Here is a 21,484-nt window from a genome sequence, read left to right on the forward strand (position 1 = left end):
AATGGGAGACGTTATTGACATATATGGTTTATCACCTTTGCAAAAAGGAATACTGTTTCATACTTTATACGATCAAGATGATGAACATTCTTTTTCCTATATTGTACAAGTAGGTTTCTTGCTCGGGGGGCAATTGGATGTTGCCACTTTTGAAAAAGCTTGGGAATATGTTATTCAACGACATGAGGTTCTGCGCTCAGTATTTGTTTGGGAAGAAGTAGAAAAACCTCTACAAGCAGTTTACGAACGTCTTCCTTTTACTATTCATCAAGAGGATTGGAGTACCTATTCGCATGAGGAGAAGGAGAAGAAATTACAACAGTTTTTGACTGCAGATCGTAGGAAAGGATTTTTATTGGATGAAGCACCATTGATGAGAGTCACTGCGATTAAAGAAGCAAAAGAGGAAACGAGAATTATCTGGACACATCATCATATTTTGCTAGATGGATGGAGTGTGTCATTGGTCTTTAGTGAAGTGATGGAAGTTTATCTCAAGATGATAAAGGGAGAATTGTTGAATCTTCCTAAATCTCTTCCTTATAAAAAATATATTCAATGGATAAATAAACAAGATCAAAGTCAAGCAGAGGAATTTTGGAAAGAAGAATTAAAAGGGTTCTATGCACCTACTCCATTAGCAATGGAAAGAAAGGATCAAGGACAAGAGAAGGGTTATGGAGAGTTTGCTTATCAAGTATCTGAGGAACTTACTGAGAGTTTACAAAAGTGGGTACGAAATAGTCGATTAACGTTGAATACGTTAGTACAAGGTGCATGGGCTTATTTGCTGAGTAGGTATAGCGGTGACAGTGACGTCGTATTTGGCGTAACTAGTGCTGGACGTCCTACTGATTTAATAGGAGCAGAGAATATGGTGGGGCTATTTATTAACACATTACCTACCAGAATTCGATTAACGGATAATGCATCAGTAGTAGATTGGCTTCGTAAAATACAAATGAAAGAAATGGAACGAAGACAGTATGAGTATAATTCGTTGATAGATATTCAAGGCTGGAGTGAGGTTCCGCGAAATTGCTCCTTATTTCATACCTTGTATGTGTTTGAAAATTATCCAATTCAAGGTGAGAGAAATGATGATTTAAGATTACTAGATGTTAAAAGCACGGAACAAACAAATTATCCTTTAACACTCATTGTAATGCCCGGTAAGAAAATTACTTTAAAGTTGATGTATGATCGAAGCTATTTTAATGAAGAAACAATAAATCTGATTCAGAATCACTTATTGCAAATATTAATTCAGATGACGAAGAGCCTAGACTCAAAACTATTTGAAATTACCCATTTAACAGAAGAAGAACAGATACAGTTACTAGAGGAATGGAATCATACTCAAGTTAATTATTCGGCTGAAGGCATGATTCATACGATGTTTGAGGAGCAAGTTAAAAAAACACCGGAAGCAATCGCGGCTAGTTACGAAAATGAACAAATTACCTATAAAGGGTTGGAGAAGCGTGCAAATCAGCTAGCTCATTATTTACAAAAGCATGGTGTAGGCCCAGAGTCTCTAGTTGGGGTATATATGGAACGTTCATTACAAATGATGATAGCGTTATTAGGTATTCTAAAATCAGGAGCAGCGTATGTTCCACTTGACCCTACTTATCCAGAGAGTCGACTTCGATATATATTAGAGGATGCTGGAATCGAAGTACTAGTGACGGAAGAGAATTCTAAAAATTTGTTTGTATCTGAAAATATAGAAACGATTTGTATGAATAAAGATTACACTGCAATTGAAAAAGAAGAAACAACCCCATGTATAAGTGGTGTAACAGGAGAAAATTTAGCGTATGTTATGTATACTTCAGGATCTACAGGGAATCCAAAGGGAGTAATGATTGAGCATCATTCAGTAATTAATTATCTAGAATGGATGCAACATAAATATCCGCTTTCTGAAAAGGATGTGGTCTTGCAGAAAACGCCATTCTCATTTGATGTCTCTGTTTGGGAATTGTTTTGGGGCATTCACGTTGGTGCAAGTGTATCTTTCCTACCTTCAGGTGGAGAAAAAGATCCTTCTATTATAGCTGAAGTGATTAAACAACATCAGGTTACTATAGTTCAATTTGTACCTTCGATGTTATCTGTTTTCTTAGATTACTTCAATCATATTGAATTGAACATGAATTGTTCGTCCGTACGCCATGTATTTTCTGGTGGAGAAGAACTAAGTTCAGGGTTAGTTAGACGTTTTCAACAGAAATGGGATTATAGTGGACAAGTGAAATTAACCAACTTTTATGGGCCAACTGAAGCCACTATTTATGTGAATGCATTTGATATTCAGCCTAATCAAGAATTTGTTTCTATTGGGCAACCAATACAGAACACGCAATTATATGTATTAGACCAAAATCAACGCTTGCAATCAATAGGAATTGAGGGTGAGTTATATATTGGTGGTGCTGGTTTGGCACGTGGATACTTAAATCGTCCGAATCTTACTGCTGAAAAATTCGTTTCGCATCCATATCGATTTGGGGAACGACTATATCGAACAGGAGATTCAGTAAGATATCTAACTGATGGAAATTTAGAATTTATAGGTAGAATGGACCACCAAGTCAAAATGCGTGGTTTTAGGATTGAATTAGGAGAAATTGAAGCGACTTTAGAAAAATGTTCGTTTATTAAAGAGGCTGTCGTATTAGTTAGAGAAGATCGTCCAGGTGATCAACGATTGGTTGCATATGTAATAAGCGATGGAAATACCCAAGAGTGGAGAGAGTATTTACAAAAACAATTACCGACTCATATGATTCCAGCGCACTTTATAGAGTTAGAACACTTCCCGCTTACTCCAAATGGGAAAATTGACCGAAAGGCCTTGCCAGCACCTGATGAGCAAGTTATTGAAGATTTAAATGTGCTACCCCGGACGCCATCGGAAGAGCTTATTGCCTCGGTTTGGGGTCAAGTGTTAGGGATAGAAAATATTAGTATTCAGGATTCCTTCTTTGAACGTGGTGGGCACTCACTACTTGCTACTCAAATCGTCTCTAGATTGCAAGAACTGTTCCAAATTAAAATTCCATTACGTGAACTTTTCAAGCACGATACAGTGGAAGCATTGGCGAAACGAGTGGATCAGTTACGAAAAGAAGATAAAAAACGAGAGGTTGCTCCTCTTGTACCTATGAAACGAGAAGAAATTATCCCACTTTCCTATGCGCAGAAACGTCTATGGTTTATTGATCAATTAATGCCAAATAGTGCTATGTACAATATTCATGCAGCGTGTCGCTTAACAGGTAAATGGTCAATTGAAGCATTGGAGGTCGGATGGAATCAATTGTTGGAGCGTCATGAATCATTAAGGACGACAATTCTAGAACAAGAGGGTGAACCTTTTCAACAGGTTCAATCTCATGTGTTCAGACATATTCCTCAAACGAATCTAACAGATCTTTCTTTGGAAGATAGGGAAAAAGAAATGCAACGCCTTATTCAAAACGAGGCGGAGGAACCATTTCATTTTGGACAAGATCCTCTGATTCGAACACGAATATTGAAAGTGGACAGGGAAGAATGGGTTCTCATTTGTACGATGCATCATATTATTTCAGATGGATGGTCAATGGGAATCTTACTTGAAGAATGGATGGCTTTTTATGAAGGAGCACTAACCGGAAAACCAGTGGAATTGAAGGAGTTATCTATCCAATATGCAGATTTTGTCATGTGGCAGAAGGAATGGCAAAAAGAGGAGAATTTGAATCAGCATCTTCAATATTGGAAGGAAGAATTATCTGGGGAACTACCGGTTTTACAATTACCGATGGATCGTCCTCGACCTGCAGTTCAAACCCATCGTGGTGCAAGTCAGTCCTTAATAGTGGCGAATTCCCTACAGGAAAAGCTCAAAGATTTAAGTCTGCAAGAAGGATGCACTTTATTTATGACATTGATGGCAGCGTATCAAAGCTTCCTTTCTCGTTATACAGGACAGGACGACATTATAGTTGGAAGCCCAATCGCTAATCGAAATGTGAAAGAGATTGAGGGATTAATTGGATTCTTTGCAAATACGTTGGTTTATCGAGCTGATTTCAGTGAAAATCCGACGTTCCAAGAACTTTTGTCGCAGGTAAGAAAAAAAGCGCTAAAAGCATACGAGTATCAGGACATCCCATTTGAGAAAGTGGTAGAATCCGTAAAACCTGAACGGAATACAAGTCATTCACCAATATTCCAAACTATGTTTACTTTACAGAATACGAAACAAGAGTTTCTTCAGCTATCTGAAAGACAAATGGAACTCATGGAAAGCCATGCTTCTGTTGCCAAATTTGATTTGAGTTTATTTGCTTCTGAGACGGAAGAAGGATTATCACTAACCTTTGAATATAATACTGATTTGTTTAATGATACAACCATTGAGCGTATGGCAAGTCATTTTAAACATTGGTTAAATCAAATTGTCTCTCATCCAAAATGTGTACTATCAGAACTGAATATGTTATCGAAAGTAGAATATAAGCAACTACTAGAGGAATGGAATAAATCGCGTGTTATAGATATGGAAGAAAGTACGATTCATACAATGTTTGAAGAACAGGTGAAAAAAACACCAGAAGCAATTGCAGTAGTGTGCGAAGATGAAGAACTAACATATCGAGAGTTGGACGAACGCTCGAATCAGTTGGCACATTATTTACAGAAAAATGGTGTAGGTTGCGAATCATTGGTTGGGATTTGTGTTACACGTTCATCTGAGATGATTGTAGGCCTCTTAGGAATTATGAAGGCAGGAGGAGCATATGTCCCAATTGATCCAGCGTATCCGGAAAGTCGACTGCAATACATTTTAGAGGATACTCAAATAAAGGTACTGGTGACACAGGAAAAGTTACAACAAAAAATGGTTATACCTAAATTCGTTGACGTGATTTGTATTGATCGTAATCGAGCGGAAATAGAACAAGAAGTAACTACGGTATGTATGAGTGAAGTGACGGGCGATAACTTAGCCTATATTATCTATACTTCAGGTTCCACTGGAAATCCAAAGGGAGTAATGATTGAGCACAGGAATACAGTAACAATGATTCATTGGGCGCATCGTACGTATTCCCGAAAGGAATTAGCGGGAGTGTTAGCTTCAACTTCGCTATCTTTTGATTTATCCGTTTTTGAATTATTTGTTCCCTTAACGATGGGTGGTAAGGTGATTGTCACTGAAAATGCTCTACATCTAGAGAAGTTGTCTACCAAAGGTGTAACTTTGGTTAATACTGTGCCATCGGTAGCGAAGGAACTGGTTCGAGTAAAAACAATCCCTTCTTCGGTAAAGGTGATGAATTTGGCTGGAGAACCATTGCCATATTCGCTTGTTCAAGATTTATACGAGAGAAGTACAATCGAAAAGGTGTACAACCTATATGGACCGTCCGAAGATACTACGTATTCCACGTATATGGAATTAGAAAAGGGTGTCATGTATAGGGTACCACCAATTGGTAAACCAATATTCAATACAGAAGTATATGTACTAAGTGCCGAACAAAAAATGGTTCCAATTGGTGTAGTTGGTGAGCTATACATTGGTGGATCAGGGTTAGCACGTGGATATTTAAACCGCCCTGACTTAACGCAAAATCTTTTTATATCGCATCCGTTTAAAGAAGGAGAGCGAGTATACCGGACTGGAGATCTAGTAAGGTATTTACCAGATGGAAATTTGGAGTATGTTGGACGAATTGATCATCAAGTAAAAATTCGTGGGTTCCGGATTGAACTAGGAGAAATTGAAGCGGCATTACAAAGGCATATATTAGTTAACGAAGCTATTGTAATGGTGCGGGAAGATTATCCTGGCGATCCACGTTTGATCGCCTATGTTGTAGGAGACGGGGATGCTCAAAAGTGGCGTGATTATCTCAAGGATCAACTACCAAATTATATGATTCCATCCTATTTTGTTGGATTAAATGCATTTCCACTCACTCCTAATGGGAAAATTGATAGGAAGGCTTTACCAGCACCAGAGAAGCAGGAGATAGCGAGTTGTTATATTGCTCCTCGTACGTCTACGGAAAAAACAATTGTTTCGATATGGCATGAAGTTTTAGGTATGGAAAACATCGGAATTCAGGATTCGTTTTTTGAAATTGGTGGACATTCATTACTTGCTACGCAAGCTGTTTCCAATCTTAAAGAGGCTTTTGGAATCGAGATACCATTGCATGATTTATTTATGTTTCATACGGTGCAGCAATTGGCAGAACAGATTGATCAATTGCTCGATAACAAAAATCAAGAAATGCAGAATGATAGTAAGGAGAATGTAAGTCTTCAAGACTATGTTCAAAAAGAAGCAGAAGTGAGTAATGATGAAGAATTATTGGAACTACTTAAGCAATTAGAGGAGCTATCAGAGGAAGAAGCACAAGGGATATTCGAGAGTAATTTGATTGAGGAAGGGGTAAAAAAATGAGAAGTGATTTACTTGCAAAGCTGAGTTCACTTTCTCCTGAGAAGAGAGCATGGCTTCAGAAGCAAATGCAAAAAAAGGAGAATAAAGAAGCACTCCCGTTGTCTTATGCACAACAACGTTTGTGGTTTATGGACAGATTTAACCCAAACAGTTCTTTATATAATATTCCAACAGTATGGCATCTAAAAGGAAATTGGATACCTGAAGCATTAGAGAAGGGATTCAATCGACTCATTGAACGTCATGAATCATTACGAACTGTTTTTAAAGAAATAGGAGAACAGCCTGTGCAACAAATTGTCGAATTCCTTCCTAGCGCATTACCTGTAAGGGATTACTCTCAACTTCCTCTAGAAGTAAAAGAAAAAGAGGTAGATAGTTTAATTGCGAGAGAAGCGCAAGAACCATTTGATTTAATGAATGGTCCTTTAATTCGTAATCAGCTTGTTCAATTAGAGAAGGATGAATGGTTATTACTGTGTACGATGCATCATATTATTTCTGATGCTTGGTCCATTGGTATATTCATGAATGAATGCCTTGCTTTCTATGAAGAAGAAACAGGCGGAAATCCTGCTAAATTAAGTTCATTATCTATTCAATATGCAGACTTTGCGAAGTGGCAAAAGGAGTGGTTGCAAGGTGATGTGCTAAATCGTCAGCTTACGTATTGGCAGGAAGAATTGTCTGGTGAGCTTCCTATCTTACAACTGCCAGTGGATCGACCTCGACCGGTTAAGCAGACTTACTCTGGGGCTGCGCATCACGTGATTTTTCCTTATAAATTGCTCAGTCAATTGAAGGATATAAGTCGACAAGAAGGATCCACTTTATTTATGACTTTAATGGCCGCATACCAGAGCTTTCTCGCTCGTTATACGGGACAAAAAGATATTCTAGTTGGTAGCCCGATTGCAAATCGGAACCATAAGGGAGTAGAAGGATTAATTGGTTTCTTTGTTAATACATTGGTTTATCGATCAGATTTGAGTGGCACCCCTACTTTTCGGGAGATTTTGAACCAAACAAAGAAAAAGGCGTTAAAAGCTTACGAATATCAAGATATACCATTTGAAAAAATGGTAGAAGCTGTGCAACCTGAACGAAGCATGAGTCATTCCCCTATATTTCAGACCATGTTTACGCTACAGAATATAAAACAAGAACGACTAGATTTGCCTGATAGAAGTATTGAAATGGTAGAAAGTAATATGTCTATTGCTAAATTTGATTTGAGCTTAACTGCCTATGAAGTGGAAGAAGGTCTATTCGTCTCATTTGAATACAACACGGATTTATTTGATAGTAGTACCATTGCACGTATGGCAGGACATTTTGAGAACTGGCTAAATGAAATCACGTATCATCCAGATGAATCATATACAAAGCTGTCAATGTTATCGGATACTGAGCAAAAACAACTCTTAGAAGAATGGAATGATACGGACGTAGTTTATGGTCATGATTGTATGATTCATGAGCTATTTGAGCAACAAGTTGCACGGACACCTGATGCAGTGGCGGTAGTTTATGAGGGTGGAAAGCTAACGTATCAAGAACTAAATGAAAAATCGAATCAATTGGCACATTTTCTACAAAAACGAGGTATCGGACCTGAATCATTGGTTGGTATATGTATTGAACGTTCTCCTGATATGATTATCGGTCTCTTTGGGATTTTGAAGGCAGGTGGGGCTTATGTCCCACTGGACCCAAGTTATCCTGAAAACCGCCTGAGATATATTTTGGAGAATTCACAAATTCAAGTGCTGTTAACAAAAGAGGCACTACAGGACTGGTTACCTAAAGATATTCAAGCAATTTGTTTAGATCGGGATCAAGTGATGATTTCTAAAGAGAGTAATTTAGCTCCGGTAAGTGGAGTAACAGCAAATAACTTAGCCTATATTATATACACTTCGGGTTCGACGGGAAATCCAAAGGGGGTAATGATTGAACATCATTCCGTTATCAACCGCCTACAGTGGATGCAGAAAAAATACCCATTGTCCGGGGAGGATACAATCCTACAAAAGACACCGTTTTCATTTGATGTTTCTGTATGGGAATTATTTTGGTGGTCATTTGTAGGAGCACGTGTTTGTTTACTTCCACCAGGAGGAGAGAAAGATCCTGCGGTGATTGAAGAGTATATTGAACGATATCGCGTGTCCACCATGCACTTTGTTCCGTCGATGTTATCTACTTTCTTAGATTATATGGAACTATATAATTCGAAAAGGGATGTATCGTCTTTAATTCAAGTTTTTACTAGTGGAGAAGCGTTAAACACTGAGCAGGTTCGCCGGTTTAAGGGGATCTTTTACAATGTTCAGCAAACAAAGTTAATTAACTTGTATGGTCCTACTGAAGCAACTGTGGATGTGACTTATTACGATTGTGATTTAGAAAAAGAACCAATGCTTATTCCGATTGGTCGTCCGATTGATAATACAGAGTTGTATGTGTTAGATCAATATCAACAAGTCGTCCCGATTGGTGTGGCAGGGGAACTTTACCTTGGAGGAGTAGGATTAGCACGTGGCTACTTCAATCGACCGGATTTAACTACTGAACGTTTTATTCCGCATCCCTTTAAGGATGGGGAACGATTATATCGAACGGGTGACTTGGTGAGATATATGAATGATCGTAACTTAGAATATATTGGAAGAATAGATAACCAAGTTAAAATTAGAGGATTCCGAATTGAATTGGGAGAAATTGAAGCAGCTTTACATGATCACTCATCTGTAAAAGAGGCAGTCGTGTTGGTGAAGGAAGATCGACCAGGAGATAAGCAGTTAATAGCTTATGTAGTGGGTGAAGGCGATACTGGGGAGTGGCGTGAATATCTCAAGAAGCAACTGCCACATTATATGGTTCCGGCATACTTTTTCAAAATTGAAGGTATGCCACTCACTCCAAATGGTAAGGTGAATCGGAAAGCCTTACTGGAATTAGAAGAACAGTTCATAAGTGAAGATATTACTTCATCACGAACACCAGTGGAGGAGCTTATCGTTTCCGTTTGGAGCCAAGTGTTAGGAATAAAAAATATTAATGTTCAGGATTCCTTTTTTGAAATCGGTGGTCATTCACTACTAGCTACTCAAGTAGTTTCACGTTTACAGGGAATTTTTCAAATTGAATTACCAGTACGTGAACTATTTGAATATACAACGGTGGAGTCACTGGCAAAGCGATTAGATCAGTTACGTAAAGGAGATAAAAAACGAGAGATTCCGCCGCTGATACCAATGAAACGAGGAGAAGCTATCCCACTATCTTATGCCCAACAACGCTTATGGTTCATTGATCAATTTACACCTAATAGTGCCCTTTACAATATACCAATGGTATGCCGCCTTACAGGGAATTGGCTACTTGAAGCATTGGAAACGGGATGGAATCAACTAATAGAACGTCATGAATCACTGCGGACGGTCTTTCATGAAGTGAACGGTCAACCCGTACAGCAAATTGAACCGTATGCTTTTCAATCAATTCCGAAAACGGATTTAACTATGCTTTCTTCTGAAGATCAAGAAGAAGAAGTTAAACGTTTAATTCAACAAGAAACAGAAGTGCCATTTGATTTAACAGAGGGTCCATTAATCAGGGCAAGTATTTTGCACGTGGGAGAGGAAGAATGGATACTCCTTTGTACTCTACATCATATCATTTCAGATGGATGGTCAATGGGAATCCTACTTGAAGAATGGATGGCATTTTATGAGAAAGCAACGGATGGAAAGGTAGCGGAACTTGAACCATTGCCGGTTCAATATGCCGACTTTGCTCAGTGGCAAAAAGGATGGCTAAAGGAGGATGTGCTTGATCAACAACTCCAATATTGGAGGGAAGAATTGTCTGGGGAGCTTCCTGTACTCCAACTTCCTATGGATCGCCCGCGTCCCGCGATACAAACTCATCACGGGTCGATATACACTCTGGTTCTGCCAAGCACGCTACATGATAAATTGAATGAACTTAGTCGAAAAGAAGGGGCTACACTCTTCATGACGCTTTTAGCTGCATATCAAAGTTTTCTATCTCGTTATACGGGACAAGAAGATATTCTGGTCGGAAGCCCAATTGCGAATCGGAATTATAGAGAAATTGAAGGACTAATTGGTTTCTTCGTTAACACGCTGGTTTATCGAGCTAATTTGAGTGGTAGACCGACATTTCAAGATGTACTGTATCAGGTTCGTCAAAAGGCATTGAAGGCGTATGAATATCAAGATATTCCATTTGAAAAAATTGTAGAAGTTGTGCAACCGGAGCGAAGTACAAGTCATTCGCCAATCTTCCAGACTATGTTCATTTTGCAAAATATGAAACAAGAGTTTCCGGTGTTATCTAGTAGAAGTATTGAAATGATAGAAAGCCATAGTCCAATTGCAAAGTTTGATTTAAGTGTAATGGCAGCTGAGACGGAAGAGGGGTTACTTTTTACTTTTGAGTATAATAAGGATTTATTCAATGCTACTACTATTGAACGGATGGCAGGACACTTTGAGAAATGGCTACATGAAGTTTCTCATCGTCCACAAAATCCGTTGCATGACCTGAGTATGCTATCAGAACCGGAGCGTACTTTGTTATTAGAAACATGGAATGACACTGTAATGGAAATGTCTCATCAGGGTCTTGTTTGCGACAGATTTGAGGAGCAAGTAGCAAGGCGTCCTGATGCGATTGCGGTAGTTGACCAAACAAAACAGTGGACTTATGGTGAACTGGATACACAAGCAAATCAGTTGGCAAATGTTTTACAACGAAAGGGAGTAGCCCCAGAGTCAGTGGTAGGAGTTTATCTTCCGAGGTCAGCTGAGCTGATGGCAAGTTTACTGGGCATTTTAAAAGCTGGTGGAGCTTATGTCGTTTTAGATCCGTTGTATCCAAAATCAAGGTTAGAATACATCATTGAAGATGCAGGAATTCAATTTGTAGTGACGGCGGAAGGACAAGAAGGACATTTCGCACACGTCGAAATGGTGAGGTTAGAAGAATTAACGGTGGAAAGCGTAATCGCACCTACACGTCAAATAAATCCAGAGAACTTAGCCTATATTGTCTATACCTCTGGTTCTACAGGAAAACCGAAGGGTGTCATGGTTGAATATCGCTCATTAATGAATATGGTTTCTTGGCATCAGGAAGTTTATCATATTTCAGCAGAGGATCGTGCGACTCAGATTGCAGGGGTTGCTTTTGATTCGGCTGTCCAGGAGATTTGGCCGTATCTAACTGCTGGCGCAGCACTCTACTTGTCAACAGAGGAACTGAGAATTAATCCAGAAGCACTAAGGGACTGGCTCATTGATTCACGAATAACAGCTAGCTTTGCACCTACGCCTATTCTGGAAAGGCTCTTGAAATTATCTTGGCCAGATAAAACGGATCTTCGTTTTATCATTACTGGTGGGGATCAATTAACGCAGTATCCATCTAACGATATTCCTTTTGCGGTAATTAATCAGTATGGGCCATCGGAAAATACCGTTGTTACCACAGATTGTTATGTACCTGTAGGAGTGACAACAGGTACGCCATCGATTGGTCGACCGATTGCGAATACAGAAGTTTATGTGTTAGATTCTCATCTTCAGCTAGTACCAATTGGTGTAATTGGAGATCTCTATATTGGAGGGAAGAATCTTGCACGTGGATATGCTAATCGTCCGGATCTTACAAAGGAAAAATTTATTCCACATCCTTTCAAGTCAGGAGAACGTCTCTATTATACAGGAGACAAAGCAAGTTATCTTTCTGATGGTAATCTCCAGTTCCATGGCCGTATAGATGACCAAGTGAAAATTCGTGGTTTCCGGATTGAATTGGGAGAAATAGAAGCTGTTTTGCAGGCACATTCTTCTGTGAAAGAAGCAGTTGTATTGGTACGAGAGGATAATCAAGGTGACAAGAGATTAGTAGCTTATGTAGTTGGTGAAGGAAGTGTACATGAATGGCGAGAACATCTACAAACACATTTACCAAATTACATGGTTCCAACAAACTTTATTGAGATGGAAGTTTTACCACTTACACCGAATGGAAAACTTGATTTGAAGGCATTGCCTATACTTAGTGAACAATCCGCCGAAAATACTGTATACCCACGAACTCCGCTGGAAGAACTTATCGCTTCAGTGTGGAGGCAAGTGCTAGGAATAAAAGAAATTGGTGTTCAGGATTCTTTCTTTGAGCTTGGTGGTCACTCTCTACTTGCTACACAAGTGGTCTCACGTTTACAGGAAGTCTTTCAAATCAAATTGCCAGTACGTGAACTGTTCGAATATTCAACGGTCGAGGCATTATCAAAACGAATAGATCAGTTACGTAAGGGGAGCGAAAAACGAGAAATTCCACCATTGGTGCCGATGGAACGCGGAAATAATATTCCACTATCTTATGCCCAACAGCGCTTATGGTTTATTGATCAATTTGCACCTAATAGTGCACTTTATAATATGCCAATGGCATGCCGCCTTACAGGGAATTGGTTACCTGAGGGATTGGAGTTGGGATGGAATCAGTTAATAGAGCGTCATGAATCTTTGCGGACGGTATTTCATGAAGAAGAAGGTCATCCTGTGCAGCAGATTCAACCTTATATTTTCCGTCCTCTTCCGCAAATGGACCTAACTAAGCTTTCATTAGAGGAGAGAGAAAGAAAGTTGGAGCAATGGATTCAAACTGAAGTCGAATCTCCATTTGATTTAGAACAAGGGCCATTGTTCCGTGGGAAACTCATAAGAATTTCAGAAGAAGAATGGGTTCTTCTGTGTAATATGCATCATATTATCTCAGATGGATGGTCGATGGAAATCTTACTTCAAGAATGGATGGCATTTTATGAGAATGCGATTGGTGAAAAACAAGCAGAGCTGGAACCACTACCAGTTCAATATGCAGATTTTGCTCAGTGGCAAAGAGAATGGTTGAAAGATGAAGTACTAAATCAACAGCTTGCATATTGGAAGGAAGAATTATCTGGTGAGTTACCAGTCTTAATGTTGCCAATGGATCGTCCGCGTCCGCCAGTGCAAACCCACCATGGATTAACTCATAATGTGCTGTTGTCACGCTCATTACTGGATAAATTAAACGAACTAAGTCGTCAAGAAGGGGCAACGCTTTTCATGACCTTATTGGCATCGTATCAAAGTTTCCTTGCTCGTTATACGGGACAAATGGATATTATTGTTGGCAGCCCAATTGCAAATCGAAATTATCGAGAAATTGAAGGGCTGATTGGTTTCTTTGTCAATACATTGGTTTATCGAGCTGATTTAAGTAATGCACCGGCATTTCAAGAGTTGTTGTCTCAAGTGAGGATAAAAGCATTGAAGGCGTATGAGTATCAAGATGTTCCGTTTGAGAAAATTGTAGAGGTTATCCAACCTGAACGAAATACAAGCCATTCTCCGATTTTCCAAACCATGTTTACTTTGCAAAATACGGGACAGAAGCTACCAGAACTACATGGAAGAAATATAGAAGTAATAGAAAGTAATGCTCCTATCGCTAAGTTTGATTTAAGTTTAACTGCTGCAGAAGTGGAAGAGGGTTTATTACTTACTTTTGTTTATAGAACTGATTTATTTGACAGCTTAACTATTGAATCCATGGCTGAACATTTTGGGAACTGGTTGAATGTAATCGTGGAGAATCCTGATAAATCATTAGCTAAGTTGCCTATATTGTCAGGATTACAGCAAAAACAGTTGGAGGAGTGGAATAATGATGCTGTAGCATATCCACAGGAAAGTACGATTCATCAGCTGTTTAAAGAGCAAGTAAATCGTACACCTGATGCGGTAGCAGTGGTAGATGAAAAACAGAAGTTAACGTATCGAGAGCTGAATGAAAAAGCTAATCAATTGGCCCACTATCTTCAGCAATGCGGAATTGGGAATGAATCATTGGTTGGACTTTGCTTTGAGCGTTCAGTTGAGATGATTGTTAGTATTATGGGGATTTGGAAGGCTGGAGCAGCCTATGTTCCATTAGACCCATCATATCCAGAGAGTCGTCTACGATATATTTTGGAGGACACTGGAATTCAAGTATTAGTTACGAACGAGTCATTGGAAGACTGGATACCTAAAGAAATCAAGATAGTTTGTCTAGATAGGGATCAAGCAATGATTTCACAAGAAAGCATTCTTTCACCAAAATGTGAAGTAACAGGAGAAAACTTAGCGTATGTTATCTATACTTCAGGATCAACGGGGAATCCAAAGGGTGTCTTAATACAGCATCATTCTGTACTAAACTTGTCGCATGGTTTACAAAAAGAGGTTTTCGAACATGAGATACCATCTAACATGCATGTCGGTTTAAATGCGTCAATTGCCTTTGATGCATCTATCCAGCAATTACAAATGCTGCTTTATGGTTCAAGTTTGTATATTATTCCGAATGAAGTACGAAGTGATCCAGAGCAGTTTGTAGCTTATATTAGGGAGAACAAGTTAGAAATCTTTGATATAACACCTTCATTGCTTCAATTACTTATAGATGCCGGATTGTTAGAAACGTGCGATGGCGTTCATGCTCCAAGTAAGGTACTGGTTGGTGGTGAAGCAATTATGCCGTCATTATGGGAACAGCTAGTAGAGACTGATAAAATACAGTTTTATAATGTATATGGTCCTACAGAATGTACGGTTGATGCAACATGCTATCATATCAAAAAAGATAGTAAGAGAGTAACAATTGGACGTCCATTGCCTAACGTCCAAACTTATGTATTAGATAGTAATAGGTTGCTAGTTCCAGTTGGTGTGATGGGGGAACTTTATATCGGAGGAGTAGGTCTAGCAAAGGGGTACTTGAATCGTCCAGAGTTAACATCCGAACGATTTATTTCTCATCCATTCAAAGAAGGCGAGAGGTTATATAGAACAGGCGATCTTGTGAGATATCTTCCTGATGGTAATATAGACTACTTAGGAAGAATGGATAATCAAGTGAAGATTAGAGGATTTCGAATCGAACTTGGGGAGATTGAGTCGACTTTACAAGAGCATGACTTGGTAAAAGAGGTAGTTGTAATAGTTAGGGAAAATCAGTCGGGAGATAAGAGGTTAGTAGCTTATGTAGTGGGCGAAGGTAGTGTAGAAGAATGGCGAGAGTATCTTAAAACAAAACTGCCAATCCATATGATACCTTCCTACTTTGTCGAAATGAAAGAATTACCGCTAACCATAAATGGAAAGGTTGATCGGAAATCGTTACCTATACCAGATTATCAAGGAATACAAGAAGGCTACGCAGCCCCAAGAAATGAACGTGAACATAAGCTTTCTATCATTTGGGAACGTGTGCTAGGTTCAAAACGTATTGGTATTTATGATAACTTTTTTGAAATTGGTGGAGATTCAATTCTTAGCATTCAGATTGTCTCTCGCGCAAAGCAAGCTGGTTTACAGTTGACACCAAAACAACTATTTGAACACCAAACGATTGCTGAGTTAGCGCAAGTAGTCAAAGAAGAACAAGGTGTACAAGCTGAACAAGGAATTATAACTGGAGAGACGATACTTACACCTATTCAGCAAAGGTTTTTTGCACAAAATCATCCTAATCCACATCATTGGAATCAATCCATGTTCTTTAGAACGAAAGAAAAATTGGACATAGGATCACTGGAAAAGGCAGCGCGTAACCTTCTACTTCATCATGATGCCCTGCGTTTAAGATATGAACGTTTACCTAATGGGACTTGGGAACAGTGGAATGAAGGAATTGAAGAACAATTGATGCTGACTGTCATTTCATTAGACGAAGTGCCGGAAGCGGATTGGCATGAAGTTATTCAAAAAGAGATTAATGTTGCACAAGAAAGATTGAATTTACATGATGGTCCTTTAATGAGAATGGTGTATTTTGATGAAGGTGAGGAGAATGGCCGATTATTTTGGACAATTCATCACTTAGCCGTGGATGGTGTTTCTTGGCGGATTTTATTGGAAGATTTGCAAACAGCATATACGCAAGCGGTCCAAGGGCAAAAAATTCAATTACCTATGAAGAGTACATCTTTTAAAGAATGGTCGGAGAAATTACAACATTACGCTCAAACTGGAATATCAAAAGAAGTGCTACATTACTGGGAGGAGCAGGCTGAACAAGACGTAGTTAAATTGCCGGTAGATGGTACTATAAGTAATCCAGTAAGCGCAGTAACTGAGGAAATTACTGTGGTGTTAAATGAGAATGAGACCCGTATGTTATTGCAAGAGACTTTAAGCATTCACCGTGTCCAAATCAATGAAGTATTATTAGCAGCATTAGTACAAGCTACGGCAGCATGTACGGGGCAGCCGATATTGAGCGTAGATTTAGAGGGACATGGTCGAGAAGAGATTATTGAAGATGTTGATTTATCGAGAACTGTGGGATGGTTTACAAGTATTTACCCAGTTCATTTAAATATTACTAGTGCTAATACCCCAATTGCAGCATTAAAAGCAGTTAAAGAACAAGTTCGCAAAATTCCTAATAAGGGTGTTGATTATGGGGTGTTGCGTTACATGAACACAACAATGTGTGAGCCATTAAGCTCCCAATATACACCGTCTATTAGTTTTAACTATCTTGGACAATTTGACCAAATGTTTTCTAGCGATGCAATGTTTATTCCGGAGAACGAATTTAAGCGTTTAGATCATGCTGCCGGTTCCAAGCGATCGCATGTAATTGATGTAATTGGGGTTGTAACGGATGGAAAACTTCAGTTCACTTGGGTATACAATGTTGGACAATTTGCCAAATCAACGATTCAAAGTATTGCACAGAATATGCTATATCAACTGAGTACATTGATTCAATTTTCAGATAGAGAATCTGCACTGACCATTTCGGATTTTGCAATGGCTAATCTTAGCCAAGAAGGTTTGACAAATGTACTAAACAAAATGCATCGCGGAAAGAACAATCAGATTACTGATTTATATCCACTATCACCTTTGCAAGAAGGTATGATTTTCCACACATTGCATGACCAAGGGGATGAACATGTTGCACCGTATATAGTGCAATTGAGTTTTATGATTCGAGGAAAAATGAATATTTCTACATTTGAGCAGGCGTGGAAATCTGTAATTCAGCGGCATGAAATTTTTCGTACAGCATTTGTATGGGACGAAATTGAAGAACCTGTACAAGTGGTGTATGAAAATATCCCATTTAAAGTGAACAAAGAAGACTGGCGTACAATGACAAGTGAAGAGATAGAGGAAAAAAGAAAAGTCTTTTTGGCATTAGATCGAAAACAAGCCTTCCAATTTGATGAAGCACCATTGATGCGGGTAACAGTCATTCAAGAAGGTGAGGAAGAATATCGGATTGTTTGGACCCATCACCATATTTTACTGGATGGATGGAGTTTACCATTAGTATTTAATGAATTACTTACAGTCTATCAGAAGAGAATGAATGGAGAAGCTGTGAAGTTACCTAAGTCCTCACCATATAAGAAATATATCCAATGGCTAAGAGAGCAAGATAAGGAGCAGGCGGAACAATTTTGGAGAGAGAAGCTAAAAGGTTTTACTGCGCCAACTTTGCTGGGCTTAGAAAGTAAAGAGGAAGAAAAAGGTTACACAGAGAAGGTTACGTATTTATCAGAAGAGCAGACTCAAGCGTTACAAGGATGGGCGAAACGCAATAAACTTACTTTGAGTACAGTAATTCAAGGTGCATGGGCATATCTCATGAGCCGATATAGTGGAGAAAATGACATTGTTTTTGGTGTAACAAGCTCAGGGCGTTCTACGGAGATTATTGATGTTGAAAACATCGTAGGTCCTTTCATTACAACGTCACCGACGCGAATTCAATTGATGGATGATATAAAATTAATAGATTGGTTGCAGAAGATACAAGAGGAAGAGATAGAAAGAAGACAATATGAGTATGCTTCTTTGACAGAGATTCAGGGGTGGAGTGAAGTTCCTAGAGGAATACCGCTGTTCAATAGTTTATATGTGTTTGAAAATTATCCAGTGAAAGAGGAGTCTTCAGAAAATCTGGAAATTGGTGAATTGGAAGGGGTAGAACAAACCCACTACCCATTAGGGTTAGCTGTAGTTCCAGGAATCCAGTTATCGTTAAAGTTAATGTATGACCGTAGTAAGTTTAATAGAGTAACCATTGAACGAATGCTGGGTCATTTACACCAAGTGTTAATGCAAATGCTCAAAAACATTGATCAAAATCTATCGGAGCTAGTATATATTACGGAAGCTGAACAAAGAAAGCTATTGGAAGAATGGAATAATAATACTATATCCTATCCACGTGAGAATGCAATCCATCAACTATTCGAAGAGCAAGTACATCGTACGCCTGACGCGTTGGCAGTGGTAGATGAAAAACAGCAACTAACATATCGAGAGCTGAATGAAAGAGCTAATCAATTAGCTCATCATTTACAGAAATGTGGAATTGGGACAGAGTCATTAGTTGGCCTTTGCTTTGAGCGTTCAGTTGAGATGGTTGTTGGTCTCATGGGAATTTGGAAGGCTGGAGCAGCCTATGTTCCATTAGATCCATCGAATCCGGAAAGCCGCCTGCAATATATTTTAGAAGACACGGGAATTAGAGTGTTAGTTACAAATGAGGTATTACTAGGATGGATACCTAAAGACATCAAGACAGTTTGCCTAGATAGGGACCAAGCAATGCTTTCTCAAGAAAGCAAACTTTCACCAATATGTGAGGTAACAGGGGAAAACTTAGCGTATGTTATCTATACTTCTGGTTCGACAGGGAATCCAAAGGGGGCTTTAGTACAGCACCATTCTGTAATAAACCTATCCTATGGTTTACAAAAAGAAGTTTTCTCACATGAGATACCTAGTAATATGCGCGTCGGTTTGAATGCGTCAATTGCCTTTGATGTATCTATTCAGCAATTACAAATGCTGCTGTATGGTTCAAGTTTATATATTATCCCAAGTGAAGTTCGCACTAATCCGGAACGATTTGTGTCTTATATTAGGGAGAATAAATTGGAAATGTTTGATATGACACCTTCATTACTTCAATTACTTATAGATGGAGGATTACTAGAAACAAGTGCTGATGTTCATGTGCCAAGCAAGATATTGGTCGGTGGTGAAGCAATCATGCCGTCATTATGGAAACAGCTAGTAGAGACTGAAAAAATTGATTTTTATAACGTATACGGTCCTACAGAATGTACGGTTGATGCAACGTGTTATCATATCGAAACAGATAGTAAGAGAGTTACAATTGGACGTCCGTTGCCGAACGTTCAAACTTATGTATTAGATAAAAATTTGTTACCTGTTCCAGTTGGTGTAACAGGTGAGCTATATATTGGTGGTGCAGGTATAGCGCGAGGATACTTGAATCGTCCAGAATTAACAACAGAGCGATTCATCCGTCATCCATTTAATGAAGAAGAGCGTTTATATCGTACGGGAGATTTGGTTCGTTATTTACCTGATGGTAATTTAGATTACTTGAGAAGAATTGATAATCAAGTGAAAATTAGGGGCTTTCGTATTGAACTTGAAGAGATTGAAGCGAGTATAGAGAGGCATCCATTGGTAAAAGAAGCAGTAGTTTTGGTGACAGAGGATAAGCTAGGAGAGCAGAGATTGGTTGCTTATGTAGTTGGAGATGGAAGTATGCATGACTGGCGTGAATATCTCAAGACACAAGTACCGAATTATATGGTTCCCGCACACTTTATAAAGGTAGACAAGATTCCTCTTACACCGAATGGAAAAGTTGATCGAAAGGCATTGAACAGTTTAACAATTCAAAGAGAAAATAATTTGTCTACACCAATCATTCCAAGGGATGAAATTGAATATCAGTTGATTAAAATCTGGCAGGATGTGTTACAGATAGAAGATGTCTATGTAAATGATGATTTCTTTAATAGAGGGGGACATTCTCTCCTTGTAATTAAATTGATTTCAAAAATTAAGGAGAAGTTTGGAAAAGAGATTAAGGTGTCTACATTGATTAAGAATCCAACATTGGAAGGAATCGCATGCCTTATTCGTGATAAGCATGATATGACAAAATCTGTATCAGCGCTGGTTCCACTACAAGAATCAGAGAAAAGACCTTTCTTCTGTGTTCATCCGTTTATGGGGAATGTATTCTGTTACATTCAACTAGCAAGATTACTTAAGAACCATTGTTCATTTTATGGTTTACAGAATCCTCTTATAGAAAAGGGAGAAATTGATGAATTGACCTTGCCGGAAGTAATTCAACTTTACATTGAAGAAATCAAACGTGTTCAGCCAGAAGGTCCATATCGTCTTGGAGGATGGTCTTTAGGCGGTGCGATTGCTTATGAAATCGCAACTGTACTAAAGAATCAAGGTGAGGAAGTTGAGTTGTTGATACTAATGGATACTAAAGTACCTTCAGAGCAGGACTATAAAACAACGGAGGATATGCTCTCATATATATATGAGCATTTCATTTCTAGAGATTTTACTGAGCGGGGGGAAGGCCTCTTCCATGAACAAGATATGCTTGTAGAGCGATTACTTATGGAAGGAGTACTCCCGCCTGATGCAGATCTTATGAATTTGAAGCAAGTTATCAATGCTCATAGGAAATGCCTGAACATAATGGCAGATCATGATTTAATACCATACTCTGGAGAAGTTCTCTATTTTAGTGCTGAGGAAGGAAAAGAGTTGTTTACAGATTGGGGACCTTTATTAAAAGGAAGAGTAAATAAGTATTCTGTCCCTGGATCACATGAGGAAATAGTAGACTTCCCCGCAGTTGAAAAGATAGCTAAGTACCTATTAAATGAATTTGAAGAGATAAAAGAAACATCCCTTTCATTAACTGAAAAGTAGAGAGTGCAAAAGATGCAACGCTATGAACGAAAAGGGCAGCCCAATAACTGCAAATAAAGTGTAGGCAATAATGAATATATCAAGAGTATTACTTTTTAAGAGGATAATGTAAAAAGTAATTGGTAGAGACATA

At 38.7% G+C, this 21,484-nt stretch carries 2 protein-coding genes; both read left to right on the plus strand.

All coding sequences use genetic code 11. The features are described from left to right. The first annotated feature begins 1 nt into the window (after position 1). A complete protein-coding gene (locus C3Y97_RS12015; RefSeq protein ID WP_000503028.1) occupies positions 2-6,472 on the plus strand; it encodes a non-ribosomal peptide synthetase in 6,471 nt (2,156 codons plus the stop codon). Beyond that, positions 6,469-21,351 (plus strand): non-ribosomal peptide synthetase, encoded by a 14,883-nt coding sequence (locus tag C3Y97_RS12020; RefSeq protein WP_136363395.1) that lies wholly within the window; start codon positions 6,469-6,471, stop codon positions 21,349-21,351. Before C3Y97_RS12015 ends, C3Y97_RS12020 begins: the two co-directional genes overlap by 4 nt. Positions 21,352-21,484 lie beyond the last annotated feature (133 nt).

The sequence above is a fragment of the Bacillus sp. DU-106 genome, from assembly GCF_004799705.1.
Taxonomy (GTDB): Bacteria; Bacillota; Bacilli; order Bacillales; family Bacillaceae_G; genus Bacillus_A; species Bacillus_A cereus.